Annotated in this window: 21 protein-coding genes; 10 read left to right on the forward strand and 11 right to left on the reverse strand. The window is 62.8% G+C overall.

All coding sequences use genetic code 11. The features are described from left to right. Positions 1 to 6 precede the first annotated feature (6 nt). Together cysD and CAG46_RS07260 are read right to left on the reverse strand one after the other, a co-directional pair. The gene (gene cysD, locus CAG46_RS07255; protein WP_013974136.1) at positions 7 to 924 is read right to left on the reverse strand and encodes a sulfate adenylyltransferase subunit CysD; all 918 of its coding nucleotides are present in this window, start codon (positions 922 to 924) and stop codon (positions 7 to 9) included. A gap of 247 nt (positions 925 to 1171) precedes the next feature. Then, a complete protein-coding gene (locus tag CAG46_RS07260; RefSeq protein WP_075046277.1) occupies positions 1172 to 1930 on the reverse strand; it encodes a Nif3-like dinuclear metal center hexameric protein in 759 nt (252 codons plus the stop codon). 169 nt (positions 1931 to 2099) lie between these two features. On the opposite strand from CAG46_RS07260, the gene algW reads away from it, so the two are divergent. Then, positions 2100 to 3260 carry a Do family serine endopeptidase AlgW gene (algW, locus tag CAG46_RS07265; RefSeq protein WP_025340570.1) on the forward strand — a complete coding sequence of 387 codons (1161 nt, stop codon included), beginning with the start codon at positions 2100 to 2102 and terminating at the stop codon, positions 3258 to 3260. Between the two features lie 136 nt (positions 3261 to 3396). Here algW and CAG46_RS07270 read toward each other — a convergent pair whose 3' ends face one another. The 4 genes from CAG46_RS07270 to CAG46_RS07285 form a co-directional block, all read right to left on the reverse strand. Beyond that, positions 3397 to 4161: an amino acid ABC transporter ATP-binding protein gene (locus CAG46_RS07270; RefSeq protein WP_003251792.1), complete on the reverse strand. Its 765-nt coding sequence runs from the start codon at positions 4159 to 4161 to the stop codon at positions 3397 to 3399. A 10-nt stretch (positions 4162 to 4171) separates the two neighbouring features. Next, a complete protein-coding gene (locus CAG46_RS07275) occupies positions 4172 to 5269 on the reverse strand; it encodes an amino acid ABC transporter permease (protein WP_025340571.1) in 1098 nt (365 codons plus the stop codon). Positions 5270 to 5279: 10 nt separating this feature from the next. Beyond that, positions 5280 to 6458: an amino acid ABC transporter permease gene (locus CAG46_RS07280; protein WP_025340572.1), complete on the reverse strand. Its 1179-nt coding sequence runs from the start codon at positions 6456 to 6458 to the stop codon at positions 5280 to 5282. A gap of 67 nt (positions 6459 to 6525) precedes the next feature. Beyond that, positions 6526 to 7554 carry an amino acid ABC transporter substrate-binding protein gene (locus CAG46_RS07285; protein ID WP_085614304.1) on the reverse strand — a complete coding sequence of 343 codons (1029 nt, stop codon included), beginning with the start codon at positions 7552 to 7554 and terminating at the stop codon, positions 6526 to 6528. Between the two features lie 331 nt (positions 7555 to 7885). On the opposite strand from CAG46_RS07285, the gene CAG46_RS07290 reads away from it, so the two are divergent. Together CAG46_RS07290 and rhlB are read left to right on the forward strand one after the other, a co-directional pair. After that, positions 7886 to 8542 (forward strand): alpha/beta hydrolase, encoded by a 657-nt coding sequence (locus tag CAG46_RS07290; RefSeq protein ID WP_025340573.1) that lies wholly within the window; start codon positions 7886 to 7888, stop codon positions 8540 to 8542. Between the two features lie 101 nt (positions 8543 to 8643). Then, complete coding sequence (rhlB, locus tag CAG46_RS07295) at positions 8644 to 10107, forward strand: ATP-dependent RNA helicase RhlB (RefSeq protein WP_085614305.1); 1464 nt, start codon at positions 8644 to 8646, stop codon at positions 10105 to 10107. A 128-nt stretch (positions 10108 to 10235) separates the two neighbouring features. Here rhlB and moaE read toward each other — a convergent pair whose 3' ends face one another. The 5 genes from moaE to CAG46_RS07320 all read right to left on the reverse strand — a co-directional run bounded on the left by moaE (position 10236) and on the right by CAG46_RS07320 (position 14431). Next, the gene (moaE, locus tag CAG46_RS07300) at positions 10236 to 10682 is read right to left on the reverse strand and encodes a molybdopterin synthase catalytic subunit MoaE (RefSeq protein ID WP_085614306.1); all 447 of its coding nucleotides are present in this window, start codon (positions 10680 to 10682) and stop codon (positions 10236 to 10238) included. Between the two features lie 2 nt (positions 10683 to 10684). Then, the gene (gene moaD / locus CAG46_RS07305; protein ID WP_003251777.1) at positions 10685 to 10930 is read right to left on the reverse strand and encodes a molybdopterin converting factor subunit 1; all 246 of its coding nucleotides are present in this window, start codon (positions 10928 to 10930) and stop codon (positions 10685 to 10687) included. Next, positions 10930 to 11400, reverse strand: coding sequence for a cyclic pyranopterin monophosphate synthase MoaC (moaC, locus tag CAG46_RS07310; RefSeq protein ID WP_003251775.1), 471 nt, complete (start codon positions 11398 to 11400; stop codon positions 10930 to 10932). Before moaC ends, moaD begins: the two co-directional genes overlap by 1 nt. Positions 11401 to 11516: 116 nt before the next feature. After that, on the reverse strand, positions 11517 to 12911 hold the full coding sequence (locus tag CAG46_RS07315; protein ID WP_013974146.1) for a PhoH family protein: 1395 nt from the start codon (positions 12909 to 12911) through the stop codon (positions 11517 to 11519). A 392-nt stretch (positions 12912 to 13303) separates the two neighbouring features. Continuing rightward, positions 13304 to 14431, reverse strand: a complete 1128-nt coding sequence (locus tag CAG46_RS07320) for a polysaccharide deacetylase family protein (RefSeq protein WP_085614307.1) — start codon at positions 14429 to 14431, stop codon at positions 13304 to 13306. A gap of 137 nt (positions 14432 to 14568) precedes the next feature. Between CAG46_RS07320 and yaaA the strand changes: the two genes are divergently transcribed. From yaaA to algG, 7 genes are all read left to right on the forward strand, one after another. Then, positions 14569 to 15348: a peroxide stress protein YaaA gene (gene yaaA / locus CAG46_RS07325; RefSeq protein WP_061552453.1), complete on the forward strand. Its 780-nt coding sequence runs from the start codon at positions 14569 to 14571 to the stop codon at positions 15346 to 15348. Positions 15349 to 16214: 866 nt separating this feature from the next. After that, complete coding sequence (locus tag CAG46_RS07330; protein WP_085592165.1) at positions 16215 to 17531, forward strand: nucleotide sugar dehydrogenase; 1317 nt, start codon at positions 16215 to 16217, stop codon at positions 17529 to 17531. A 73-nt stretch (positions 17532 to 17604) separates the two neighbouring features. Continuing rightward, positions 17605 to 19086, forward strand: coding sequence for a glycosyltransferase family 2 protein (locus tag CAG46_RS07335; protein ID WP_085614376.1), 1482 nt, complete (start codon positions 17605 to 17607; stop codon positions 19084 to 19086). Positions 19087 to 19122: 36 nt separating this feature from the next. After that, positions 19123 to 20289 (forward strand): alginate biosynthesis protein Alg44, encoded by a 1167-nt coding sequence (locus CAG46_RS07340; protein WP_025340581.1) that lies wholly within the window; start codon positions 19123 to 19125, stop codon positions 20287 to 20289. Positions 20290 to 20301: 12 nt separating this feature from the next. Next, on the forward strand, positions 20302 to 21729 hold the full coding sequence (algK, locus tag CAG46_RS07345) for an alginate biosynthesis TPR repeat lipoprotein AlgK (RefSeq protein WP_075046285.1): 1428 nt from the start codon (positions 20302 to 20304) through the stop codon (positions 21727 to 21729). After that, entirely contained in the window at positions 21726 to 23204 is a 1479-nt protein-coding gene (locus CAG46_RS07350) for an alginate export family protein (protein WP_085614308.1), read from the forward strand. The genes algK and CAG46_RS07350 overlap by 4 nt, the downstream gene beginning before the upstream one ends. Positions 23205 to 23226: 22 nt before the next feature. Continuing rightward, on the forward strand, positions 23227 to 24786 hold the full coding sequence (gene algG / locus CAG46_RS07355) for a mannuronan 5-epimerase AlgG (protein WP_085614309.1): 1560 nt from the start codon (positions 23227 to 23229) through the stop codon (positions 24784 to 24786). Positions 24787 to 24795: the final 9 nt, after the last annotated feature.

The following is a 24795-nucleotide window of genomic DNA, read 5'->3' on the forward strand; positions in this document are numbered from 1 at the left end:
CTGAAATTAGAAGTAGCCTTGGCGTTTCTTGTCTTCCATGGAACCGGCGCCATCGTGGTCGATGACACGGCCCTGGCGTTCGGACGTACGGGTCAGGAGCATTTCCTGGATGATGTCCGTCAGGGTCTCGGCTTCCGACTCGACAGCACCCGTCAACGGGTAGCAGCCAAGGGTACGGAAACGCACCTTCTTCTTGACGATGCGCGCTTTCTCTTCATCGGTGAGATGTTCGAGGATGCGTTCGTCGTCGATCATGATCAGGGTGCCGTTCTTCTCGATGACTTCACGCTCGGCGGCGAAGTACAGCGGCACGATCGGGATGCCTTCGAGGTAGATGTACTGCCAGATGTCCAGCTCGGTCCAGTTCGACAGCGGGAAGACGCGGATCGACTCGCCCTTGTTGACCTTGCCGTTGTACACGTTCCACAGTTCCGGGCGCTGGTTCTTCGGGTCCCAGCGGTGCTTGCTGTCACGGAACGAGTACACGCGCTCCTTGGCCCGCGATTTCTCTTCGTCGCGGCGCGCACCACCGAAGGCGGCGTCGAAACCATGCTTGTCCAGCGCCTGCTTCAGGCCCTGGGTCTTCATGATGTCGGTGTGCTTGGAGCTGCCATGGGTGAACGGGTTGATGCCCTGCGCCACACCCTCGGGGTTGACGTGGGTGATCAGCTCCAGGCCCATTTCCTCGACCATCTTGTCGCGGAAGCTGTACATCTCCTGGAATTTCCACTGGGTGTCGACGTGCATCACCGGGAACGGCAGCTTGCCCGGGAAGAAGGCCTTGCGCGCCAGGTGCAGCATCACGGCGGAATCCTTGCCGATCGAGTACAGCATCACCGGGTTGTCGAACTCGGCGGCCACCTCGCGGATGATGTGGATGCTCTCCGCCTCCAGCTGTTTCAAGTGCGTCAGTTTGTCGACCATGGCTACTCACGAAAAACGATCTTATGGACGGCCTGCGGGCCGTGTTCGAGCGAGCCACTTTATCACAGCGGCTGCTTCTATTTAGGAGGCAGGCTAGATCGAAAAAGTCTAACGATATGACTGCGGGTTTGGGCCAGCAGGCCTGGCCTATTCGCGGGTAAACCCGCTCCCACAGGGATCCCGCAGGCCTGGGATCAACACTGTCCCTGTGGGAGCGGGTTTACCCGCGAAGAAGGCGACGCCAATGTCAGATCGGGTTCGGGCAATCGATGAACAGGTGCTCCACGGCAAAGCGCCGCGCCAGGTAATCACCCAGCGCCTGTACCCCATACCGCTCTGTGGCATGGTGCCCGGCGGCAATGAAGCTGACGCCATTCTCGCGGGCACTATGGTAGGTCTGCTCCGACGCCTCGCCGGTCAGGTACAGGTCCACCCCGGCCGCGATCGCCGTGTCGATGTAGCCCTGCCCGCCCCCGGTGCACCAGCCGACCCGGCGGATCATCTGCTCACCTTCGACCAGCAAAGGCTCACGCCCCAGCACCTCCCGCACCCGCCGGGCGAAGTCGCGGGCGGTCATCGGCTCGGCCAGCGAGCCGACCATGCCGACTACCTTGGGGTTCTCAGGGTCCAGCGGCCCTTCGACAGTAATGTCCAGCTGCCGCGCCAGTTGCACGTTGTTGCCCACGTCCGGGTGCACATCCAGCGGCAGGTGGAACGCCAGCAGGCTGATGTCGTTGTTCAACAGGGTCTTCAGCCGGCGCTGCCGGATACCGGTGACGCACGGGTTCTCACCCTTCCAGAAGTAGCCATGGTGCACCAGCACCAGGTCGGCCTCGGCCTCGACCGCCGCATCCAGCAGCGCCTGGCTGGCGGTAACGCCGCTGACGATGCGGCTGACCTGCGGCCGGCCTTCGACCTGCAGGCCGTTGGGGCAATAATCCTGGATCTTCGCGCTGCCCAGGTAACGCTCGGCTTCCTCGACCAGGGTGTTCAGAGCGACGGCCATGAAAATCTCCTCGAAATCTGCGTTTTTCTCGGGCACAACGCCCATGCAACGCCCGTATAATGCCGGCCATTATGGGCCGTCGCCGGCACTGGGGGAACCGGTGTATGATCGCGCGCGCTCATGCCCCACCGCACGGTCACCGTCCCCCGGCTCTTTCCAGGATTCATTCATGTTCAAGGCTTTGCGTTATTTTGGCTGGCCCCTGCTTACCGGCGTACTGATCGCCATGCTGATCATCCAGCGCTTCCCGGAATGGGTCGGCCTGCCCAGTCAGGACGTCAACCTGCAACAGGCGCCGCAGACCTCGCGGATCATGCAGGGCCCGGTTTCCTACGCCGACGCCGTGACCCTGGCCGCCCCGACGGTGGTCAACCTGTACACCACCAAGGTGGTGAACAAGAGCGCCCACCCGTTGTTCGAAGACCCGCAGTTCCGCCGTTTCTTCGGCGACAACCTGCCCAAGCAGCGCCGCTGGGAGTCGAGCCTGGGCTCGGCGGTGATCATGAGCCCCGAGGGCTACCTGCTGACCAACAACCACGTCACCAGCGGTGCCGACCAGATCGTCGTGGCCCTGAAGGATGGCCGCGAGACCCTGGCCCGGGTCATCGGCAGCGACCCGGAAACCGACCTGGCGGTGCTGAAGATCGACCTGAAGAGCCTGCCGGCGATCACCATCGGCCGCTCCGACAACATTCACATCGGCGACGTTTCGCTGGCCATCGGTAACCCGTTCGGGGTCGGCCAGACCGTGACCATGGGCATCATCAGCGCCACTGGCCGCAACCAGCTGGGCCTGAACAACTACGAAGACTTCATCCAGACCGACGCCGCGATCAACCCGGGCAACTCCGGCGGTGCGCTGGTGGATGCCAACGGCAACCTGATCGGCATCAACACGGCGATCTTCTCCAAATCCGGCGGTTCGCAGGGCATCGGCTTCGCCATCCCGGTGAAACTGGCGCTGGAGGTGATGAAGTCGATCATCGAGCACGGCCAGGTGATCCGTGGCTGGCTGGGTATCGAAGTACAGCCGCTGAGCCAGGAGCTGGCCGAATCGTACGGCATGAAGGACCGCCCGGGCATCGTGGTGGCGGGTATCTTCCGCGAAGGGCCGGCGGCAAAGGCCGGTTTGCAGCTGGGTGACGTGATCCTGAGCATCAACGGCGAGCCGGCCGGTGACGGGCGCAAGTCGATGAACCAGGTGGCGCGGATCAAGCCCAACGAGAAGATCACCATCGAGGTGATGCGCAATGGGCAGCAGCTGAAGCTGATCGCCGAGGTGGGGCTGCGGCCGCCACCGGCGCCGGCAGTCGCCAAGGAAGAGAAGTAAGGCTTCGATCTGGGGCTGCTTTGCAGCCCATCGCCGGCAAACCAGCTCCCACAGGTATTGCACAGGGCTTGAGGCTGATGTGATAACTGTGGGAGCTGGCTTGCCGGCGATGGGCCGCAAAGCGGCCCCTTTTGCATCAATGCAGGATCTGGCTAAGGAACAACTTGGTCCGGTCACTGCGTGGCCGGTCGAAGAAGTCATCCGGCGCCGCCTGCTCGACGATCTCGCCCTTGTCCATGAAGATCACCCGGTTCGCCACGGTCCGGGCAAAGCCCATCTCGTGGGTCACGCAGAGCATGGTCATGCCATCCTCGGCCAGGCCCACCATGGTATCGAGCACCTCCTTGACCATTTCAGGGTCCAGCGCCGAGGTCGGTTCGTCGAACAGCATGATCTTCGGCTTCATGCACAACGCGCGAGCAATCGCCACACGCTGCTGCTGGCCACCGGACAACTGCCCCGGGTACTTGTGCGCCTGCTCCGGAATACGCACCCGCTCCAGGTAGTGCATGGCGATTTCCTCGGCCTTGCGCCGCGGCATCTTGCGCACCCACATCGGCGCCAGGGTGCAGTTTTCCAGGATGCTCAGGTGCGGGAACAGGTTGAAGTGCTGGAACACCATGCCCACTTCGCGGCGGATGGCCTCGATCTGCTTGAGATCGTTGGTCAGCTCCACACCATCGACCACGATGCGCCCCTGCTGGTGCTCCTCCAGGCGGTTGAGGCAACGGATGGTAGTGGACTTGCCCGAGCCGGACGGCCCGCACAGCACGATGCGCTCGCCCTGGCGCACGTTCAGGTTGATGTCCTTGAGCACATGGAACTGGCCGTACCACTTGTTCACGCCCTGCATCTGGATGATGCCTTCGGGGCCGGCAGGCTGCTTGATCGCTTCACTCATTTCGAAACTCCTAACGCTTGTGGCCAGTGTCCAGCTTGCGCTCCAGATGCATGGAGTAGCGGGACATACCGAAACAGAAAATCCAGAACACCAGGGCGGCGAACACGTAGCCCTCGGTAGCCATGCCCAGCCAGGCCGGGTCGGCGGCGGCTTGCTTGACGCTGTTCAGCAGGTCGAACAGGCCGATGATGATCACCAGGCTGGTGTCCTTGAACAGGGCAATGAAGGTGTTGACGATGCCGGGGATCACCAGCTTGAGCGCCTGCGGCAGAATCACCAGGCCCATCGCCCGCCAGTAGCCCAGGCCCATGGCAGCGGCAGCTTCGTACTGGCCCTTTGGGATGGCCTGCAGGCCACCACGCACCACCTCGGCGATGTACGCCGACTGGAACAGGATCACGCCGATCATCGCCCGCAGCAGCTTGTCGAAGCTCATGCCCTCAGGCAGGAACAACGGCAGCATCACCGATGACATGAACAGCACGGTGATCAGTGGCACGCCGCGCCAGAACTCGATGAAGGTCACGCACACCACCTTCACCGCCGGCATCTTCGAGCGCCGGCCCAGGGCCAGCAGGATGCCCAGCGGCAATGCGCCGACAATGCCCACGGTGGCGATCACCAGGGTCAGCATCAGCCCGCCCCACTGGCTGGTCGGTACGTTTTCCAGGCCCAGCACGCCCCCGTGCAGCAGGGCATAGGCCAGCAGCGGGTACAGCACCAGGAAGCCCAGGCCGTAGAAGGCCTTGCGCGGGAAACGCTTGATGAACAGCGGCGCGGCGCCGAGCACGGCAAGCCACACGGTCAGGTCCACGCGCCAGCGCAACTCGGCCGGGTAGTAGCCATACATGAACTGGCCAAAGCGCTGCTGCACGAACACCCAGCAGGCGCCCTCCTTGGTGCAGTCGGCGCGGGTGGTGCCGACCCAGTTGGCGTCAAGCAACGCCCACTGCAGCAACGGTGGCACGATCAGCCACACCAGGTAGATGGCGAACAGGGTCAGCAGCGTGTTGAGCCAGCTGGAGAACAGATTGGCACGCATCCATGCGAGCACGCCGACGGTTTTCACCGGTGGCGGCATGTCGGGTTTGAAAACATGGGCATTCACGGGCGTATCCTCACCGCTCGATCAGCGCAATGCGCTTGTTGTACCAGTTCATCAGCAGCGAAATGCTGATGCTGATGGCGAGATAGACACTCATGGTGATGGCGATCACCTCGATTGCCTGGCCGGTCTGGTTGAGCACGGTACCGGCGAACAGCGAGACCATCTCCGGGTAGCCGATACCGGCCGCCAGCGACGAGTTCTTCGCCAGGTTCAGGTACTGGCTGGTCAGCGGCGGAATGATCACCCGCAGGGCCTGGGGGATGATCACCTTGCGCAGGGTCGGCCCCTCGCGCAGGCCCAGCGAGCGCGCGGCCTCGGTCTGGCCATGGCTGACCGAACGGATACCGGAGCGCACGATTTCGGCGATGAACGCAGCGGTGTAGATGGTCAACGCCAGGGTCAGCGCCAGCAGCTCGGGGATCAGTACCCAGCCACCGACGAAGTTGAATCCTTTCAATTGCGGCACTTCCCAGTGCACCGGGCTGCCGAACAGCAGTGCACAAACACCCGGAATGGCGATGAACAGCGCCAGCCCCACCCAGAACTTGTGGAACGGCACGCCGGTCTCGTCGAAGCGCTTGTTGGCAAAGCGCACCATCGCCACGATGGCCAGCAGCGCCAGGACCAGGGCCACGACAAACGGCCAGAAGCCTTCGGCCATGGACGCGCCGGGCATGTTCAGGCCACGGTTGCTGATGAAGAAGGTGTCGTCGATATTGATGCTGCCCCGCGGTCCCGGCAGGGTCAGGAACACGGCAAAGTACCAGAACAGGATCTGCAACAACGGCGGGATGTTGCGGAAGGTTTCCACATACACGGTCGCCAGCTTGTTGATCATCCAGTTCGGCGACAACCGCGCCACACCGATGATGAAGCCGAGGATTGTCGCCAGCACCACGCCGATGAAGGTCACCAGCAGGGTGTTGAGCAGGCCGATGACGAACACTCGCGCATAGCTGTCGGATTCCACGTAGGGGATCAGATGCTGGGCGATGCCGAAGCCGGCACTGCGGTCGAGGAAGTCGAAGCCCGAGGTGATGCCCCGGTGTTGCAGGTTGGTTTGCGTGTTGTGGAACAGATACCAGCCCAGACCGACCACGAAGACTATCGTGAGAATCTGGAACAGCCACGCGCGCACACGCGGATCGTTAAGGGACAAGCCCTTGGGTGCGCCGATTTGATTTTGCATGAAGTGCCCCGGACAGTAGGGATTCGAACAGCCTGCGGCGGCGGGATGCCGCCGCAGGGTGCAGCCATCAGCGCACAGGTGGCGCGTACTGGATGCCGCCGTTGTTCCACAGGGCGTTCATGCCACGGTCGATCTTCAGGTCGGTGCCCTGGCCCAGGTTCTTCTCGAACACTTCGCCATAGTTGCCGACTTGCTTGACGATCTGCACTACCCAGTCCTTGGGCAGCTTGAGGTCCTTGCCGTACTCGCCGTCCGCACCCAGCAGGCGGGCGACGTCCGGGTTCTTGGTGCCTTTGGCCTCGGCCTCGACGTTCTTCGAGGTGATGCCCGCCTCTTCGGCGTTGAGCATGGCGAACAGGGTCCACTTGACGATGCTGAACCACTCCTCGTCGCCTTTGCGCACCACCGGGCCCAGCGGTTCCTTGGAGATGGTTTCCGGCAGTACCACGTAGTCGGTCGGCGCGGCCAGCTTGGAGCGCTGGGCGAACAGCTGCGACTTGTCCGAGGTCAGCACGTCGCAACGGCCGGACTCCAGCGACTTGGCGCTTTCGTCGGAAGTGTCGAAGGTGATCGGGGTATATTTCAGGCCATTGGCGCGGAAGAAGTCCGACACGTTCAGCTCGGTGGTGGTACCCGCCTGGATGCAGATGGTCGCGCCATCGAGCTCCTTGGCGCTGGAAACACCCAGCTTCTTGTTGACCAGGAAGCCGACGCCGTCATAGTAGGTAACACCGGCGAATACCAAGCCCATGCCAGCATCACGCGAGCTGGTCCAGGTGGTGTTGCGCGACAGCACATCGACTTCGCCCGACTGCAGGGCGGTGAAGCGTTCCTTGGCGTTGAGCTGGCTGAACTTGACCTTGCTGGCGTCGCCAAACACGGCGGCGGCCACGGCGCGGCACACGTCGGCGTCGATACCAACGATCTTGCCCTGCGCATCAGGTACCGAGAAGCCTGGAAGACCGTCGCTCACGCCACACTGGACGAAGCCCTTCTTCTTTACCGCATCGAGGGTGGCGCCGGCCTGGGCGTTGCTCACGGCGCCCAGCGCGGCGGCAGCGGTCAGGACTGCCAGGGTGGTTTTCAACATCTTCATTCACAACCTCCAAATCGCTCTTGTTGTATCGAGCCGGAATTGCACCGCACCCTTTTGAGGCGTATCCGACCCGTATTGGCTTGTTATTGGGTCAATGGCGCAATGGACTGTTCTGTGACAGCCTTCGCGTGCAAAGGGTGTTACCGTCACGGCCTGCCCTTTGCATCATTGGTTGAATTGCAAAGCGCGTACCAGAATTTACGGCTGTAGCGTTTAAGCGCTCGTCAAGTAGGGAAAGTTGTATCGTTGCGACATTCTTTTTCCGACAATCATTTCCAGCGCCTTCTTTTCACGCACGCCATAACAAGACCCGCACACTTTCGGAGCAGTCATGACCAACCCGCTGATTCTCGAACCGCAGAAAACCGCCGATGCCTGTGTGATCTGGTTGCACGGCCTGGGTGCCGACCGTTACGACTTCCTACCAGTGGCCGAATTCATGCAGGAGCGCCTGCTCAGCACCCGTTTCGTCATGCCCCAGGCTCCAACCCGCCCGGTAACCATCAACGGCGGCTACGCCATGCCCAGCTGGTACGACATCAAGGCCATGACCCCGGCCCGTGCCATCGACGAGGCGCAGCTGGAAGAATCGGCCGAGCAGCTCATTGCCCTGATCAAGGCCGAGCAGGCCAAAGGCATCAGCCTGTCGCGGATCTTCCTGGCCGGTTTCTCCCAGGGCGGCGCGGTGGTGCTGCACACTGCCTATATAAAGTGGCAAGAAGCGCTGGGTGGCGTGATCGCCCTGTCCACCTACGCCCCCACCTTCAACGACCAGCATCAGTTGAGCGCCTGCCAGCAACGCACCCCGGCCCTGTGCCTGCACGGCGTGCACGACCCGGTGGTGATCCCTTCCATGGGCCGCACCGCCTTCGAGTACCTGAATACCTGGGGGGTCGCCGCCCGCTGGCACGAATACCCGATGGAACATGAAGTGGTGGTGGAAGAGTTGAGCGACATCCACGACTGGCTGAGCAAGCAATTGCAATAAGCCAGGGCCGCCTGTAGTTGTAAGGCTATTCCACTACGCCGCGCCTGAATCTTGCTTTACACTGCCCGGCGTACATTCCTTAACCAGTTGACGAGACGATCGTGCTCAAGGCACTCAAGAAAATTTTCGGCAAGGGAGACGCCGCGCCACAGGCCGTCGCTCCTGCTGCCAGCGGGACGCTGCCTGCGCCCGCACCCGCCAGCGAGGCCCAGCCTGCGGCAAAACCGGCCGCCCCACGCGCCACCCCAGCGCCACAGGCAGAACAGCCTGCCGCCGTTACGCCAGCCGCCGACAAGCCGGCCAAGGACAAACCGCGTCGCGAGCGCAAGCCCAAGCCGCAGGCCAGCCTGTGGAAACCGGAAGACTTCGTGGTCGAGCCGCAGGAAGGCAAGACCCGCTTCCACGACTTCAAGCTGTCCAACGAGGTGATGCACGCCATCCACGACCTGGGCTTCCCGTACTGCACGCCGATCCAGGCACAGGTGCTGGGTTACACCCTGCGTGGCCAGGACGCCATCGGCCGGGCCCAGACCGGTACCGGCAAGACTGCGGCGTTCCTGATCTCGATCATTTCCCAGCTGCAGCAGACGCCGCCGCCGAAGGAACGCTACATGGGCGAGCCACGCGCGCTGATCATCGCGCCCACCCGCGAGCTGGTGGTGCAGATCGCCAAGGATGCCATCGCCCTGACCAAGTACACCGGCCTGAACGTGATGAGCTTCGTCGGCGGCATGGACTTCGACAAGCAGCTCAAGGCCCTGGAAGCGCGCCATTGCGACATCCTGGTGGCCACTCCGGGCCGCCTGCTGGACTTCAACCAGCGCGGCGAGGTGCACCTGGACATGGTCGAGGTGATGGTGCTGGACGAAGCCGACCGCATGCTCGACATGGGTTTCATCCCCCAGGTGCGCCAGATCATTCGCCAGACGCCGCCGAAAAGCGAGCGCCAGACCCTGCTGTTCTCCGCCACCTTCACCGACGACGTGATGAACCTGGCCAAGCAATGGACCACCAACCCGGCCATCGTCGAGATCGAGCCGGAGAACGTTGCCAGCGAAACGGTGGAGCAGCACGTCTATGCGGTGGCCGGCAGCGACAAGTACAAGCTGCTGTACAACCTGGTGACCCAGAACAAGTGGGAACGGGTGATGGTGTTCGCCAACCGCAAGGACGAAGTGCGGCGCATCGAGGAAAAACTCGTGCGCGACGGCATCAATGCCGCGCAGTTGTCGGGCGACGTGCCGCAGCACAAGCGTATCCGTACCCTGGAGAACTTCCGCGAAGGGCGCATCACCGTGCTGGTGGCCACCGACGTGGCGGGGCGTGGCATTCACATCGATGGCATCAGCCACGTGATCAACTTCACCCTGCCGGAAGACCCGGACGACTACGTGCACCGCATTGGCCGGACAGGCCGTGCGGGCACCAGTGGTGTGTCGATCAGCTTTGCCGGTGAGGATGACTCGTACCAGCTGCCCGCGATCGAAGAGCTGCTGGGGCGCAAGATCAAGTGTGAAATGCCGCCGGATGAGCTGCTGAAGCCAGTGCCGCGCAAGCACCATTGACCTGTGCCGGCCTCTTCGCGGGTAAACCCGCTCCCACAGGTACTGCACAGCTTCCGAAACCTGTGCAGTACCTGTGGGAGCGGGTTCACCCGCGAACCGGGGCTCCGCCCCGGCCATCAAACAAGGATCTACCAGCGCCCAGCGGCATCCTGGTCACTCTGCTTCCCTTCCACCCACCGTACCCCTTCCTGGGTATTTTCCTTCTTCCAGAACGGCGCCCGGGTCTTCAGGTAGTCCATGATGAAGTTGCAGGCATCGAACGCCGCCTGCCGATGGGCACTGGCCACACCGACGAACACGATCGGCTCGCCCGGTTCCAGCGCACCGATGCGGTGCAGCACCTCCACCTTGAGCAACGGCCAGCGCTGCTCGGCCTCGACCACGATCTTGGCCAGGGCCTTTTCGGTCATGCCCGGATAGTGCTCGAGGAACATCCCCGCCACTTCGCGGCCATCGTTGAAATCCCGCACGTAGCCGACAAAACCGACCACCGCGCCCACGCCGACATTCGCCGCGTGCATGGCATTGGTCTCGGCCCCCGGGTCGAACGCGCCTACCTGTACTCGCACAGCCATGTTCAGCCTCCGGTCACCGGCGGGAAGAATGCCACTTCATCGCCCTCTTCCAGCGGCTCATCGAGCTTGCACAGTTCTTCGTTGCGCGCACACATCAGGTTCTGCTCGGCCAGCACTTCGTACTGCCCGCCCTTGGCCACCAAGGCCTGGCGCACATCGTCGAGCACCTTGAACGCACCCTCCACCCGCTCGGCATCCACGCCCAGCAGTTCGCGGTAACGGGCGAAGTACATCACCTTGACCTTCATCACGCCTCCACCTTGTAGTGGCCGCTCTTGCCGCCGAGTTTTTCCAGCAGGCGCACCTGCTCGATGACCATACCTTTATCCACAGCCTTGCACATGTCATAGATCGTCAGCGCGGCAACGCTGGCGGCGGTCAGCGCCTCCATCTCCACGCCGGTCTGCCCGGCCAGCTTGCAGCGGGCGACGATACGCACGGCGTCCTGCCCCTCGGCGCTGAGCTCGACCTTGACGCTGGTCAGCATCAACGGGTGGCACAGCGGGATCAGGTCGCTGGTCTTCTTCGCCGCCTGGATCCCGGCAATGCGCGCCACGGCGAACACGTCGCCCTTGGGGTGTTCACCGTCGACGATCATCTGCAAGGTCTGCGGCAACATGCGCACCCGCGCCTCGGCGGTGGCCTCGCGCTCGGTCACGGCCTTTTCAGTGACGTCGACCATGTTGGCCCGCCCCTGGGAATCAAGATGTGTCAGCACTGCTCTGCTCCTGTGAAGGGAACTTGCAGTGTAAACCTGTGAGTCAGGTTTGAGCAGAGGGGTGCGTCAACCGTGCCCGCGAGAAGGCCGGGCGGCGAACCGCCCGGCGAAGAGGGTTACAGATGCGACTCGGCGTACTCGGCCAGCACCGAGCGTGGCACGCCCTGCAGGGTGATGTGCACGCCATGGGGGAAGTCCTTGAAGCGCTCGGTCAGGTAGGTCAGGCCCGAGCTGGTCGCGGACAGGTAGGGAGTATCGATCTGCGCCAGGTTGCCCAGGCAGACCACCTTGGACCCCGAGCCGGCACGGGTGATGATGGTTTTCATCTGGTGCGGCGTCAGGTTCTGGCACTCGTCGATCAGGATCAGGCTCTGCTGGAAGCTACGGCCACGGATGTAGTTCAGCGACTTGAACTGCAACGGCACGCGCTCGAGGATGTACTCGACGCTGCCATGGGTGCTCTCGTCATCCATGTGCAAGGCTTCGAGGTTGTCGGTGATGGCGCCCAGCCAGGGTTCCATCTTCTCGGCCTCGGTGCCCGGCAGGAAGCCGATCTCCTGGTCCAGCCCCTGCACGCTGCGGGTGGCGATGATGCGCCGGTAGCGCTTGCTGACCATGGTCTGTTCGATGGCCGCGGCCAGGGCCAGGATGGTCTTGCCGGAACCGGCGGCGCCGGTCAGGTTGACCAGGTGGATATCCGGGTCGAGCAGGGCGAACAGCGCCAGGCTCTGGTGGATGTCACGCGGCTTCAGGCCCCAGGCTTCCTGGTGCAGCAGCGGTTCCTGGTGCAGGTCGAGCAACAGCAGCTCATCGTTGCGGATACCCTTGATCCAGCCGACGAAGCCCTGTTCATCGATGATGAACTCATTGACGTGAACCGCCGGCAGGTTGTCGATCAATTGCACGCGGTGCCAGGTGCGGCCACGCTCCTGGCGGGTATCGACCTTGCTCACCCGGTCCCAGAACGAGCCGGTGACCGAATGGTAGCCCTTGGACAGCAAGGACACGTCATCGACCAGCTGGTCGGTGCTGTAGTCCTCGGCCGCGATGCCACAGGCACGCGCCTTCAGGCGCATGTTGATGTCTTTGGTGACCAGCACAACGTCCAGGTCGGTGCGCCGGGCCCGTACTTCGAGCAACTGGTTGATGATGATGTTGTCGTTGAGGTTTTCCGGCAGCAGCTTGTTCGGCTCGTTGCGCGGAGTCATCAGGATGGACAGGAAGCCCTTGGGCCCGCTCTTGCCACGCTGGATCGGCACGCCCTGCTCGACATCGCTGGGCGAGGCGTCACCAAGGGTCTGGTCGATCAGCCGAATGGCCTGGCGGCATTCGGCGGCGATGGTCTGTTTGCCGGTCTTGAGCTTGTCGAGTTCCTCCAGCACCGTCATCGGGATGGCGACATGGTGCTCCTCGAAGTTCAGTAACGCGTTGGGGTCGTGAATCAGGACGTTGGTATCGAGCACATACAGGATAGGCTTGCTGGAGGAAGGGTTGCGTCCTTGGTCATCCATACTCGGTCACCTTATGTCGAAGCCACACGGCGTGGTCTGTTACGCCGCAGAGTGACTGCCGCTGTCCCCGTATCCGCGTTGTTACGGGCGGGAAGCGAACCTGGCTAGGTGGGCCTGGATGACGCCACCTGTGCTGCAGGTATCGGCTGTCTGGTTTCTTCATACCGCAAAAATGATGACTAAAAAAAGTCTTTTTACGTGCAGGTGAAGTTTATTTTTCCAAATGACGAACAGGGGTTGGCGAGGGGGCGCGTGAGGACTACAGTCAAAAATCAGGCTGGCATTGCTGAGGGGCGCTTCGCACCCCGATCGCGACACAAGGCCGCTCCTACAGGCATCGCGTGACCTTGTAGGAGCGGCCTTGCGTCGCGATGGGCCGCAAAGCGGCCCCCCTACCCCCTCAAGCCATAAGCTTGGCAATCTTCCCAACCAATCCCGCTCTGCGCCGTATTGCGCAACAACCACTCCACCGCCGGCTGCGCCTTGGGCAGGCTGTCATGGAACTGGATCACCCCCTTGCGCCACAGCAGCATCAAGGTCAGCACCCGCTGGGCAGAGGCCTCGGCGCTCAGTGCGCCATCATCCTGGGCATCGATGTCCCACAACGATACCTGCAACTGCTGGCTGGCCATGAACGCCTCGCCATCGGCCCGACGCTGCCCGTAAGGCGGCCGGAACAACGGCACATACTGCTCCGGCAGGTCGGCCTGCACCCGCGCCTGGCTACGCCGCAGCGAGTCCTGCCAGCCTGTCCACTGCGCATGGGAGCGGTACTCCCAACCCTGTATTCCCACGCACTGCCCGCCATAGAGCTGGCGCAAGGCATCTGCCGCCCCGGCGTCGCGCCGTTGCTGCAGGCGGTTGCCGAGCACGAAGAACGTGCCTTCAAGCTTTTGCCGGCGCAGGTAATCAGCCAGCAGGTCGGTACTGCCGCCATCCGGCCCGGGCCCGCCGACGAAGGTCAGCAGGAACATGCGGTCGTTCAGTTCATCCCCATTGCGCTCGCGTGAGGACAGCCGCTCCACCTCGCTGCTGGTCTGCGGCAGCAACGCCGCCTTGCGCAGCTGTTCGTCCAGGTAGCGCACATGGAACTGGTGGCTCGGCTCGATCCAATCGGTGTAGAAAGTGCCGACATCGGCAGCGAACGTCGCCGCTTGCGTACGCAACTCCGCCATCGACGTCACCGGGTAGCAGAACGACGCATCCTGCTCGCAACTGCGCTGCGCCTGTTGATAACCTTCCCACAACCGCTGCCACATGCGCGCCCGCACCAGGCGCACCTTCTGCAGGTTGACCTGCCGTAGCCCCAAGCGTGCCGCCAGCGCCGCGTCGTCCAGCAGTTCGCTTTCGTGCAGCACCTGGGCGAACGAGAGGATCTCGGCCCGCGAGGCCACATCGAACAACGCCGGGCTGTCCAGCTGTTCGGGCCACAGGCTGCGATCCAGGCTCACCTGGGGTGAAGGGGCGGCTTGCACGGCCAGGCTCAGCAGAGCGGCCAGCAAGGCAGAGGCAATACGCACGGTTGAAGGCTCCGCAACGGCGAAACGCGCACTATAGCCTCTGCACCGGCCATGGTCTGTGACTATCGTCGCCATAGTTTGGACTTGCACCGTCCAGCCCGTAGAATTCCCGGCCAACGATGCCAGGAGCCGACCCGATGCTGACGGTGATTTCCCCCGCCAAGACCCTCGACTACGACACCCCGCCGGTGACCGAGCGTTTCACCCTGCCCCAGTACCTGGACGACTCCCAGGAGCTGATCCAGCAGCTGCGCGACCTGTCGCCGGCGCAGATCAGCGAACTGATGCACCTGTCCGACAAGCTCGCCGGCCTGAATGCCGCGCGCTTCGGCAGCTGGACCCCGGACTTCACCCCGGCCAATGCCAAGCAGGCGCTGCTGGCGTTCAAGGGTGACGTGTATACCGGCCTCGACGCCGAAAGCCTGGGCGAGGACGATTTCAGCTACGCCCAGCAGCACTTGCGCATGCTTTCGGGCCTGTATGGCCTGCTGCGCCCGCTCGACCTGATGCAACCCTACCGCCTGGAAATGGGCACCAAGCTGGCCAACGCCCGCGGCAAGGACCTGTACGCCTTCTGGGGCACGCGCATCAGCGAATGGCTGAACCAGGCCCTGGCCGAACAGGGCGATGACGTGCTGCTGAACCTGGCCAGCAACGAGTATTTCAGCGCGGTGAAACGCAGCGCGCTGAAGGCCCGGGTGATCAACGTCGACTTCAAGGACCTGAAGAACGGCCAGTACAAGATCATCAGCTTCTACGCCAAGAAAGCCCGCGGCATGATGAGCCGCTTCGTCATCCAGCAGCGCATCAGCGACCCGGAGCAGCTCAAGCAGTTCGATGTGCAGGGGTACTACTACAGTGCCGAACAGTCGAAGCCGGACCACCTGGTGTTCCTGCGGGATCATCCTTCCGAGTGATCCTGTCACGCCCCCTTCGCGGCTAAAGCCGCTCCCACAGGTACCCCACTGAACTCAAGATCAGTGCAAAACCTGTGGGAGCGGCTTTAGCCGCGAAGAGGCCAGCAGCCATTATGCACTCCCCTGCCCTGCAACAGGGCACACTTCATATCGCCATCACGCCACAAATCCGACGCCAAAAAATCGACAGGCCGCGACTTATAGCCAAACGCCATAAGACCGTTCGTAGCTTTTTTGACGAATTTTTCAAAATATTTTTCGATGCTGGCATAAAAATATCTCGCAACAGTTTCGCCCTTTATATATAGGGGCAAAACACCCGCGTGCTATCAGATTGAAATTGTCTGCCACTGAAAAAATATTTAGAAATCTTTCATCCACGCCGAACCCACCCCGGAACTTCTGCTACGACGAATCGCTCATAGTGCCGTAACGATTTTCCTGCCCCCGGGCTGTGAGAGATGACTTACAGATGACAACGGCAGGTATCCACTACCAGCCCCAACAACTTCGACAGGTATGACGGGCAACCCCCGAAGACCCTGTCCATGCAGGAGAGACGCGTCCCTTTCAATTCGTCCTAGTGGTTGATTTCAAAGGATTTTTCCACTTGAAAAAACAAGCACAGCAAAGCGCCATGTAGCGCCTTGCAGTAAAGACGGCTGCATTCCAGGGCACGTTTTTTAATTAATGGCTTTTTACTGCCACATTTGAGTGCATAACTTTTTGCGCTCCGGATTTATTTTGCCTGCGCTCGGCGAAGTGTGCATTTCGCCATGGATCCGTGCGCCCGAAAACTGTTGTTAATCAACCCAGTCCGGCTCTCTCCGGAGGCGCCGGCGTGATAAACACATGAGGTGATAGCGATGCGTATCAGCATCTTTGGTTTGGGTTATGTGGGTGCAGTCTGTGCAGGCTGCCTGACGGCGCGAGGCCATGAAGTGATCGGTGTGGACGTGTCCAGCACCAAGATCGACCTGATCAATCAGGGCAAGTCGCCCATCGTCGAGCCTGGCCTGGAAGCACTGCTGCAACAGGGCATCGCCAACGGCCGCCTGCGCGGTACTACCGATTTCGCCGAAGCCATCCGTGCCAGCGACGTATCGATGATCTGCGTGGGTACCCCAAGCAAGAAGAACGGCGACCTGGGCCTCGAGTACATCGAGTCGGTGTGCCGCGAAATCGGCTACGTGCTGCGTGACAGCGAGCGCCGCCACACCATCGTGGTACGCAGCACAGTGCTGCCGGGTACCGTGAAGAACGTGGTGATCCCGATCCTCGAAGACTGCTCGGGCAAGAAAGCCGGCGTCGACTTCGGCGTCGCGGTCAACCCCGAATTCCTGCGTGAAAGCACCGCGATCAAGGACTACGACCAGCCACCGATGACCGTCATCGGCGAATTGGACACCGCCAGCGGCGACATCCTGCAGGCCCTGTACGAAGAGCTCGACGCACCGATCATCCGCAAGCCGATCGAAGTGGCCGAGATGATCAAGTACACCTGCAACGTGTGGCACGCCACCAAGGTCACCTTCGCCAACGAGATCGGCAACATTGCCAAGGCCGTAGGCGTGGATGGCCGTGACGTGATGGACGTGGTCTGCCAGGACAAAGTGCTGAACCTGTCCCAGTACTACATGCGCCCTGGCTTCGCCTTCGGCGGCTCGTGCCTGCCCAAGGACGTACGCGCCCTCACCTATCGCGCCGCCAGCCTCGATGTACGCGCACCGCTGCTCGACTCGCTGATGCGCAGCAACGAATCGCAGGTGCAGAACGCCTTCGAACTGATCGAAGCCCACGACAAGCGCAAGGTCGCCCTGCTCGGCCTGAGCTTCAAGGCCGGCACCGACGACCTGCGTGAAAGCCCGCTGGTGGAACTGGCCGAACGCCTGATCGGCAAGGGCTACCAGCTGGACATCTACGACGAGAACGTCCAGTACGCCCGCGTCCACGGCGCCAACAAGGACTACATCGAGTCGAAGATCCCGCACGTGTCGTCGCTGCTCAACGCCGACTTCCAGAAGGTGATCGACAACGCCGACATCATCGTCCTGGGCAACCGTGACGAGCAGTTCCGTGCACTGGCGCAGCAAGCGCCGGCCGGCAAGCACGTGATCGACCTGGTCGGCTTCATGAGCAAACCGACCTGCGCCACCAGCCGTACCGAAGGCATCTGCTGGTAAGTGCTGGCCGGGCAGCGGGGGCCTCCCCACCCCCGCTGCCCACCTTTTCCCGAATTCTCGACGGATGCTGAACATGCAAAGGATCCAGACAGTGCTGTTGCAGTGCGCCGGTTGGCTGCTCTACATGAGTCTGCTCATGCTGATCGCCCTGGCCCTGCCAGCCGATATCTTCGACTCGCAGTCGAAGCACTTCATCTTCCTGGTCGGCGCAGTCGGCATCTGGCGCTATTCCATGGGCGCCACCCATTTCATCCGCGGCATGATCTTCCTCTACGGCGTGTACCCGTACCTGCGCCGCAAGGTGCAGAAGATGGGCAAGGACGCCGACCCGTCCCACGTGTACCTGATGGTGACCAGCTTTCGCATCGAAGCACTCACCACCGCCCAGGTGTACAGCTCGGTGATCCGCGAGGCGATCAACTGTGGCTTCCCCACCACCGTGGTCTGCTCGCTGGTGGAGATGTCGGACGAACTGCTGGTGAAAAGCCTGTGGGCCAAATACAACCCGCCAGCCCACGTGAAACTGGACATCGTGCGCATCGCCGGTACCGGCAAGCGTGACGGCCTGGCCTACGGTTTCCGTGCGATCTCGCGCATGCTGCCGGACGAGAACGCCGTGGTGGCGGTGATCGACGGCGACACCGTGCTGGGCGATGGCGTGGTACGCAAGACCGTGCCGTGGTTCAAGCTGTTCCCCAACGTCGGCGGCCTGACCACCAACGAGTTCTGCGAAGTGCGTGGCGGCTACATCATGAGCGAGTGGCACAAGCTGCGCTTTGCCCAGCGCCACATCAACATGTGCTCGATGGCCCTGTCCAAACGCGTGCTGACCATGACCGGGCGCATGTCGATGTTCCGCGCCAGCGTGGTGACCAACCCCGAGTTCATCGCCGACGTCGAAAGCGACTCGCTGATGCACTGGCGCCTGGGCCGCTTCAAGTTCCTCACCGGTGACGACAAGTCCAGCTGGTTCAGCCTGATGCGCCTGGGCTACGACACCTTCTACGTGCCGGACGCCGCCATCAACACGGTCGAGCACCCGCCGGAGAAGAGTTTCCTCAAGGCCAGCCGCAAGCTGATGTACCGCTGGTACGGCAACAACCTGCGGCAGAACTCCCGCGCGCTTGGCCTGGGCCTGCGCCGCCTGGGGCTGTTCACCAGCATCGTGCTGTTCGACCAGCGCGTGTCGATGTGGACCAGCCTGCTGGGCCTGACCGTGGCGGTGATCGCCAGCCTCAAGTTCGGCCTGGGCTTCCTGCTGGTGTACCTGCTGTGGATCGGCATCACCCGCCTGATCCTCACCATCATGCTGCTGTGCTCCGGCCACAACGTCGGCCCGGCCTACCCGCTGATTCTCTATTACAACCAGATCGTCGGCGCGCTGATGAAGATCTACGTGTTCTTCCGCCTCGACAAGCAGTCCTGGACGCGTCAGCCCACTGCCCTCAAGCGTGACCTCGCCAGCTTTCAACAATGGTTCAACACCTGGTCCTCGCGGACCATGACCTTCTCGGCTGCCAGCATCTTCGTTGCTGTGCTGTTCATGGTCGTGTGAGCCCAACCCGGATCGGAACTAACAGGAACAAACCACATGAATACCGCCGTGAACGTCAACGTCGTGCATGAGTCCGAAGCCCAGCGCCAGCATGCCCGGGTACGCATCCCCGCCAAGCTGCGGTTCCTCGACCCTCAGCGCCAGGCCCACGATGTGAAGGTCGACGACCTCTCCGCCGGTGGCCTGAGCTTCCACACCAAGCAACCACTGTCGGTTGGCGACGTGCTCCGCGGGCGGCTGCAGTTCACGGTCGACAACCTCGGCCTGTCGATGGACATCGAGTTCCAGGTGCGCTCCTACAACCCGGGCAGTGGCCGTACCGGCGCCCAGTTCCAGAACCTCGAGCCCCGCGATATCGCCACGCTGCGCCACATCATCACCTCGCACCTGTCGGGTGAGCTGATCACTGCCGGCGATGTGCTCAGCACCTTGCAGCGCGACAACTTCACCAAGGCGCGCAAGCAGAAGGACGGCGGTGCCGGCCTGAGCGCCTTCGGCCGCCTCAAGGCGGTTACCGTCACCCTCGGCGTGTTCGTGGTCGGTGTCGCCGCCTTCGGTTTCATCGCCAAGTCGCTGTACGGCATGTACTTCGTCAGCCATGCCGAAGCCGGCGTGGTCGCGGTACCCACCACCAACGTCACCATGCCGCGTGACGGCACCGTGAACAGCCTGGTCGAAAGCGGTGGGCAGATCGCCAAGGGCGCGCCACTGGCCAGCTTCACCACCAGCATGCTGGACATGCTCAAGGGCAACCTGGAAGACGCACAGCTGGAGCCGGCGAAGATCGAGGAACTGTTCGGCAAGCAGCTGTCCGGCACCCTCACCAGCCCGTGTGATTGCGTGGTTGCCCGCCAGCTCGTGGACAACGGCCAGTACGCCGCCAAGGGCCAGCCGATCTTCCAGCTGATCCCGCGCACCACCAACCCGATGATCGAGGCGCGCTTCACCTACCGCCAGTTCGACGAGGTCAAGCCAGGTACCCGGGTCAACTTCCAGGTAGCCGGCGAAGACGAAGTACGCACCGGCCAGATCGTCAGCAGCGCCAGCCTCAATAGCGAAGACCTGGCCGCCGACATCCGCGTGCAGATCAAGCCCGACAGCGCCCTGCCCGCCGAACTCGCCGGTCGCCCGGCTTCGGTCAACAGCGACCGTGGCCCATCGCTGAACTGGCTGATCGACAAAGCCATGGCCCGTGGGCTGTAAGAGGATCACGACATGATTCCCCACAAGAAAAGCGCCAGCCTGGGCCTGTGTGCCCTGGCTGCTGCCATCACCCTGGCCGGCTGTGCGGGCCTGCCCGACCAGCGCCTGGCCAACGAAGCCATGAAGCGCGGTGACACGGCACTGGCCGAGCGCAACTACAAGGCGCTGGCCGACCTGGGCTACAGCGAAGCGCAAGTGGGCCTGGCCGATATCAAGGTCGCCACCCGCGACCCGGCGAAAATCAAGGAAGCCGAGGCCACCTACCGTGCCGCGGCCGCCATCTCGCCGCGTGCCCAGGCGCGCCTTGGCCGCCTGCTGGTGGCCAAGCCCGACAGCACCCAGGCCGAGCGCGAAGAAGCCGAAACCTTGCTCAAGCAAGCCGCCAAGCAGGGCGAAAGCAACACCCTGATCCCGCTGGCGATGCTCTACCTGAGCTACCCGCAGAGCTTCCCCAAGGTCAACGCGCAGCAGCAGATCGACCAGTGGCGCGCCGCCGGCAACCCGGAAGCGGGCCTGGCCCAGGTGCTGCTGTACCGCACCCAGGGCACCTACGACCAGCACCTGGGCGAAGTGGAGAAAATCTGCAAGGCCGCGCTGAACACCACCGACATCTGCTACGTCGAACTGGCCACCGTGTACCAGAAGCGCGGCCAGGCGGACCAGCAGGCTGCCCTGCTCGGCCAGCTCAAGGCTGCCTACGCCCGCGGCGCAGTACCGGCCACCCGGGTCGACAGCGTTGCCCGGGTACTGGCTGACCGCAGCCTCGGCCAGACCGACGAGAAAACCGCCAAGGACCTGCTCGAGCAGGTAGCCCCAGCCAACCCGGCGTCCTGGGTCAGCCTGGCGCAACTGATGTACGACTTCCCCGAGCTGGGCGATACCGACCAGCTGATGGCCTACATCGACAAGGGCCGCGAAGCCGAACAGCCACGCGCCGAACTGTTGCTGGGCCGCCTGTACTACGAAGGCAAGACCGTGCCTGCGGACGCGGCCAAAGCCGAACAACACCTGCAGGCTGCCGCCGACGCCGGCGAAGTCAGCGCCCATTACTACCTGGGCCAGCTGTACCGCCGCGGCTACCTGGGCAATGTCGAGCCACAAAAGGCCGTCGACCACCTGCTGGCCGCCGCCCGTGGTGGGCAGAACAGCGCCGACTATGCCCTGGCCCAGCTGTTCAGCGAAGGCCACGGCATTCGCCCGCAACCGGGCAACGCCTGGGTATTCGCCCAGCTGGCCCAGGCCAACCCGTCGCCGCAGTCCGCTGAATTGCTGCAGCAACTCGACCAGCAACTTACGCCTGACCAGCGCAGCCAGGCCCAGCAACTGCTGGCACAAGAAAAGCAGGCGCGCGGCAGCATGAGCCAGGGCGCCAACAGCACCCTGGCCATCGAAGCCCTGCAAGACGACGAAAAAGAAGTAACCGGTGAGGACTCGCTATGACGCTCAATCCCTTCGTGAAAGCTGGCATCGGCCTGAGCTTCGCCCTGCTGTGGTCCTGCCCGACCCTGGCGGAAATGACCGCTGAAAAGAACTTCGGCCTGGATGTGAAAATCACCGGCCAGTCGGAAGACGACCGTGACCTGGGCACCCGCTCCGGCGGCGACGTCAACGGCCTCGGTCTTGATCTGCGCCCTTGGGTATATGGAGAGCGTGGCAACTGGAGCGCCTATGCCATGGGCCAGGCCGTCACCGCGACCGACACCATCGAAACCGACACCCTGCGCCAGAACGACGACGGCACCAGCACCGACACCGCTGCCGACGGCCGTGAACAGGACAAGAGCTACCTGGCCATGCGCGAATTCTGGGTCGGCTACAGCGGCCTCACCGCCTACCCTGGCGAACAGCTGCGTTTCGGTCGCCAGCGCCTGCGCAGCGACGATGGCATGTGGCGTGACACCAACATCGAAGCGCTGAACTGGACCTTCGACACCACCCTGCTCAAGGCCGACCTGGGCGTGGCCCAGCGCTTCAGCGAATACCGCACCGACCTCACAGAGCTGGCCCCGGAAGACAAGGACCGCACGCACCTCTACGGCAACGTCGCCACGCAGTGGACCCCTGGCCACTGGGTCGGCGTACGCGCCCACCACACCCACGACGGCGGCAGCCTGAAGAACCCGGGCGAAGCCGTCGATGCGCTGGACAAGACCCGCACCGGCGACCTCACCTGGCTGGGCCTGGAAGCCAACAGCGACGCCTACAACTGGCGCAACGACCACACCGTCAACTACTGGGGCAGCGTCACCTGGCTGACCGGTGATCGCGACACCCTCAGCAGCCAGGTCGTCGGTGACGAAACCGTGGCCACCGGCAAGCAGAGCGGTGATGTCAACGCCTGGGCCACCGACCTCGGCATCCGCCTGCGCCTCGACCCGCAATGGCAGGTCGGTGCGGCCTACGCCCGTGGCAGCGGCGGTGGTGGCGACGACGGTTCGAGCAACTACGAGCAGACCGGCCTCGAGAGCAACCGCTCCAACTACACCGGTACCCGTTCGCGCGTGCACCGCTTCGGTGAAGCCTTCCGTGGCGAGCTGGGCAACCTGCAGGCGGCCACCCTGTTCGCCTCCTGGCAGCTGCGCGACGACTACGACGCCAGCTTCATCTACCACAAGTTCTGGCGTGTCGATGGCAACCAGAACATCGGTTCCAGCGGCATCAACGCAGTGGTCAACGACAACGGTGTGAACCGCCCGCTGGTCGACGGCGAAAAAGACCTTGGCCAGGAAATGGACGTGGTCGTGACCAAGTACTTCAAGCAAGGCCTGCTGCCGGCTTCGATGAGCCAGGCAATCGACGAGCCATCTGCCCTGGTGCGCCTGCGTGCCGGCGTGTTCAAACCGGGCGATGCCTACGGCAAGGAAGCGGACTCGTACATGCACCGCGCCTTCGTCGATGTGATCTGGCGCTTCTGAGGCCGGTAGAGGACTTACCGTTATGAACCTTCACCCGCACTTACGTCACAGCCTGTTGGCCAGCGCCTTGCTGCTGGCCAGCGGCCTGGTGGCTGCCGCAGAGCCCCAGGTGATCGCCAAGGAACTGCAGCAGGCCAAGACCTACACGGTCTCCAGCGCGCCGATCGAGCCGCTGCACATGGACCCGCCGAAGCTGCCCGACCTGACCGGCTACACCGCCGAAGCGGTGCAGAAGAAAATCGACCGCCGCCACAAGGGCAAGGTCAGCCTGCGCCGCATGTTCCAGGAGGATACCCTCAAGGAATTCGTCGGCGGCGACAACAAGGCGGCCGAGTGGGTCCAGCGCCAGCATGGCATTCCGCAGGCGATCTTCGTCGATGACGGCCATGTCGACCTGGTCGAGCTGAGCAAGAAGGTACCCAAGCAGTACCTCAGCGAAGTCGAGCCGGGTGTGTACCTGGCGCGCCTGCCGATCGTGGTCGGGCAGAAGGGCATCCTCGAGATCGACGGCAAGGTCAAGCAGCTGCGCCTGTCCCAGGAAGGCGGTTCGTTCCTGGTCAACGACGGCAAGCTGTTCGTCACCGACACCCAGGTGACCGGCTGGCGGGAAAAGGAAAACGGCCCGGCGACCTTCCGCTCGCCCAAGGAATTCCGCCCGTTCCTGCTGTCGTGGGGCGGCACCGAGACCTACATCGTCAATACGAAAATGGCCAGCTTCGGCTACGCCAAGTCCAAGTCGTACGGCGTGAGCATCTCGCAGTACACGCCGAACATGGCCAAGCGCATGGGCCGCCCGGAACCCACCGGCTGGATCATCGGCTCCGAGTTCAGCGACATGTGGTACGGCTTCTACTGCTACGAGACCCAGGACTTCGTGGTCAAGGACAGCACCTACCGCGACAACATCGTCTACGGCATCGACCCGCACGACCGCTCGCACCGGCTGATCATCGCCGGCAACACGGTGTACGGCACCAAGAAGAAGCACGGCATCATCGTTTCGCGTGAGGTAAACGACAGCTGGATCATCAACAACAAGAGCTTCGACAACAAGCTCTCGGGCGTAGTGATCGACCGTAACAGCGTCAACAACCTGATCGCCTACAACGAGATCTACCGCAACCACACCGACGGCATCACCCTGTACGAAAGTGGCGACAACCTGATCTGGGGCAACAAGCTGATCAACAACCGCCGCCACGGCATCCGCGTGCGTAACAGCGTGAACATCCGCCTATACGAAAACGTGGCCATGGCCAACGGCCTGGTCGGCGTATACGGCCACATCAAGGACCTGTCCAACACCGACCGCGACATCGCCCTCGACCCGTTCGACACCAAGGTGTCGCTGATCCTGGTCGGTGGCGAACTGGCGGCCAACGGCTCCGGGCCACTGTCGATCGACTCGCCGCTGTCGGTCGAGCTGTACAAGGTGTCCATGCTCGCCCCGCGCAAGGCCAGCGGCATCAGCCTCAACGGCGTACTGGGCGAACGCCAGGACGAAATCCTCGACCTGCTGGTACGCCAGCAAAAGGCTGTGCTGATCGACCCGGTCGAACGCCAGACCGAAATGATCGATTAAGGAAGCCCA

Source organism: Pseudomonas sp. B23(2017), from assembly GCF_002113725.1.
GTDB classification, from domain to species: Bacteria; Pseudomonadota; Gammaproteobacteria; order Pseudomonadales; family Pseudomonadaceae; genus Aquipseudomonas; species Aquipseudomonas putida_Z.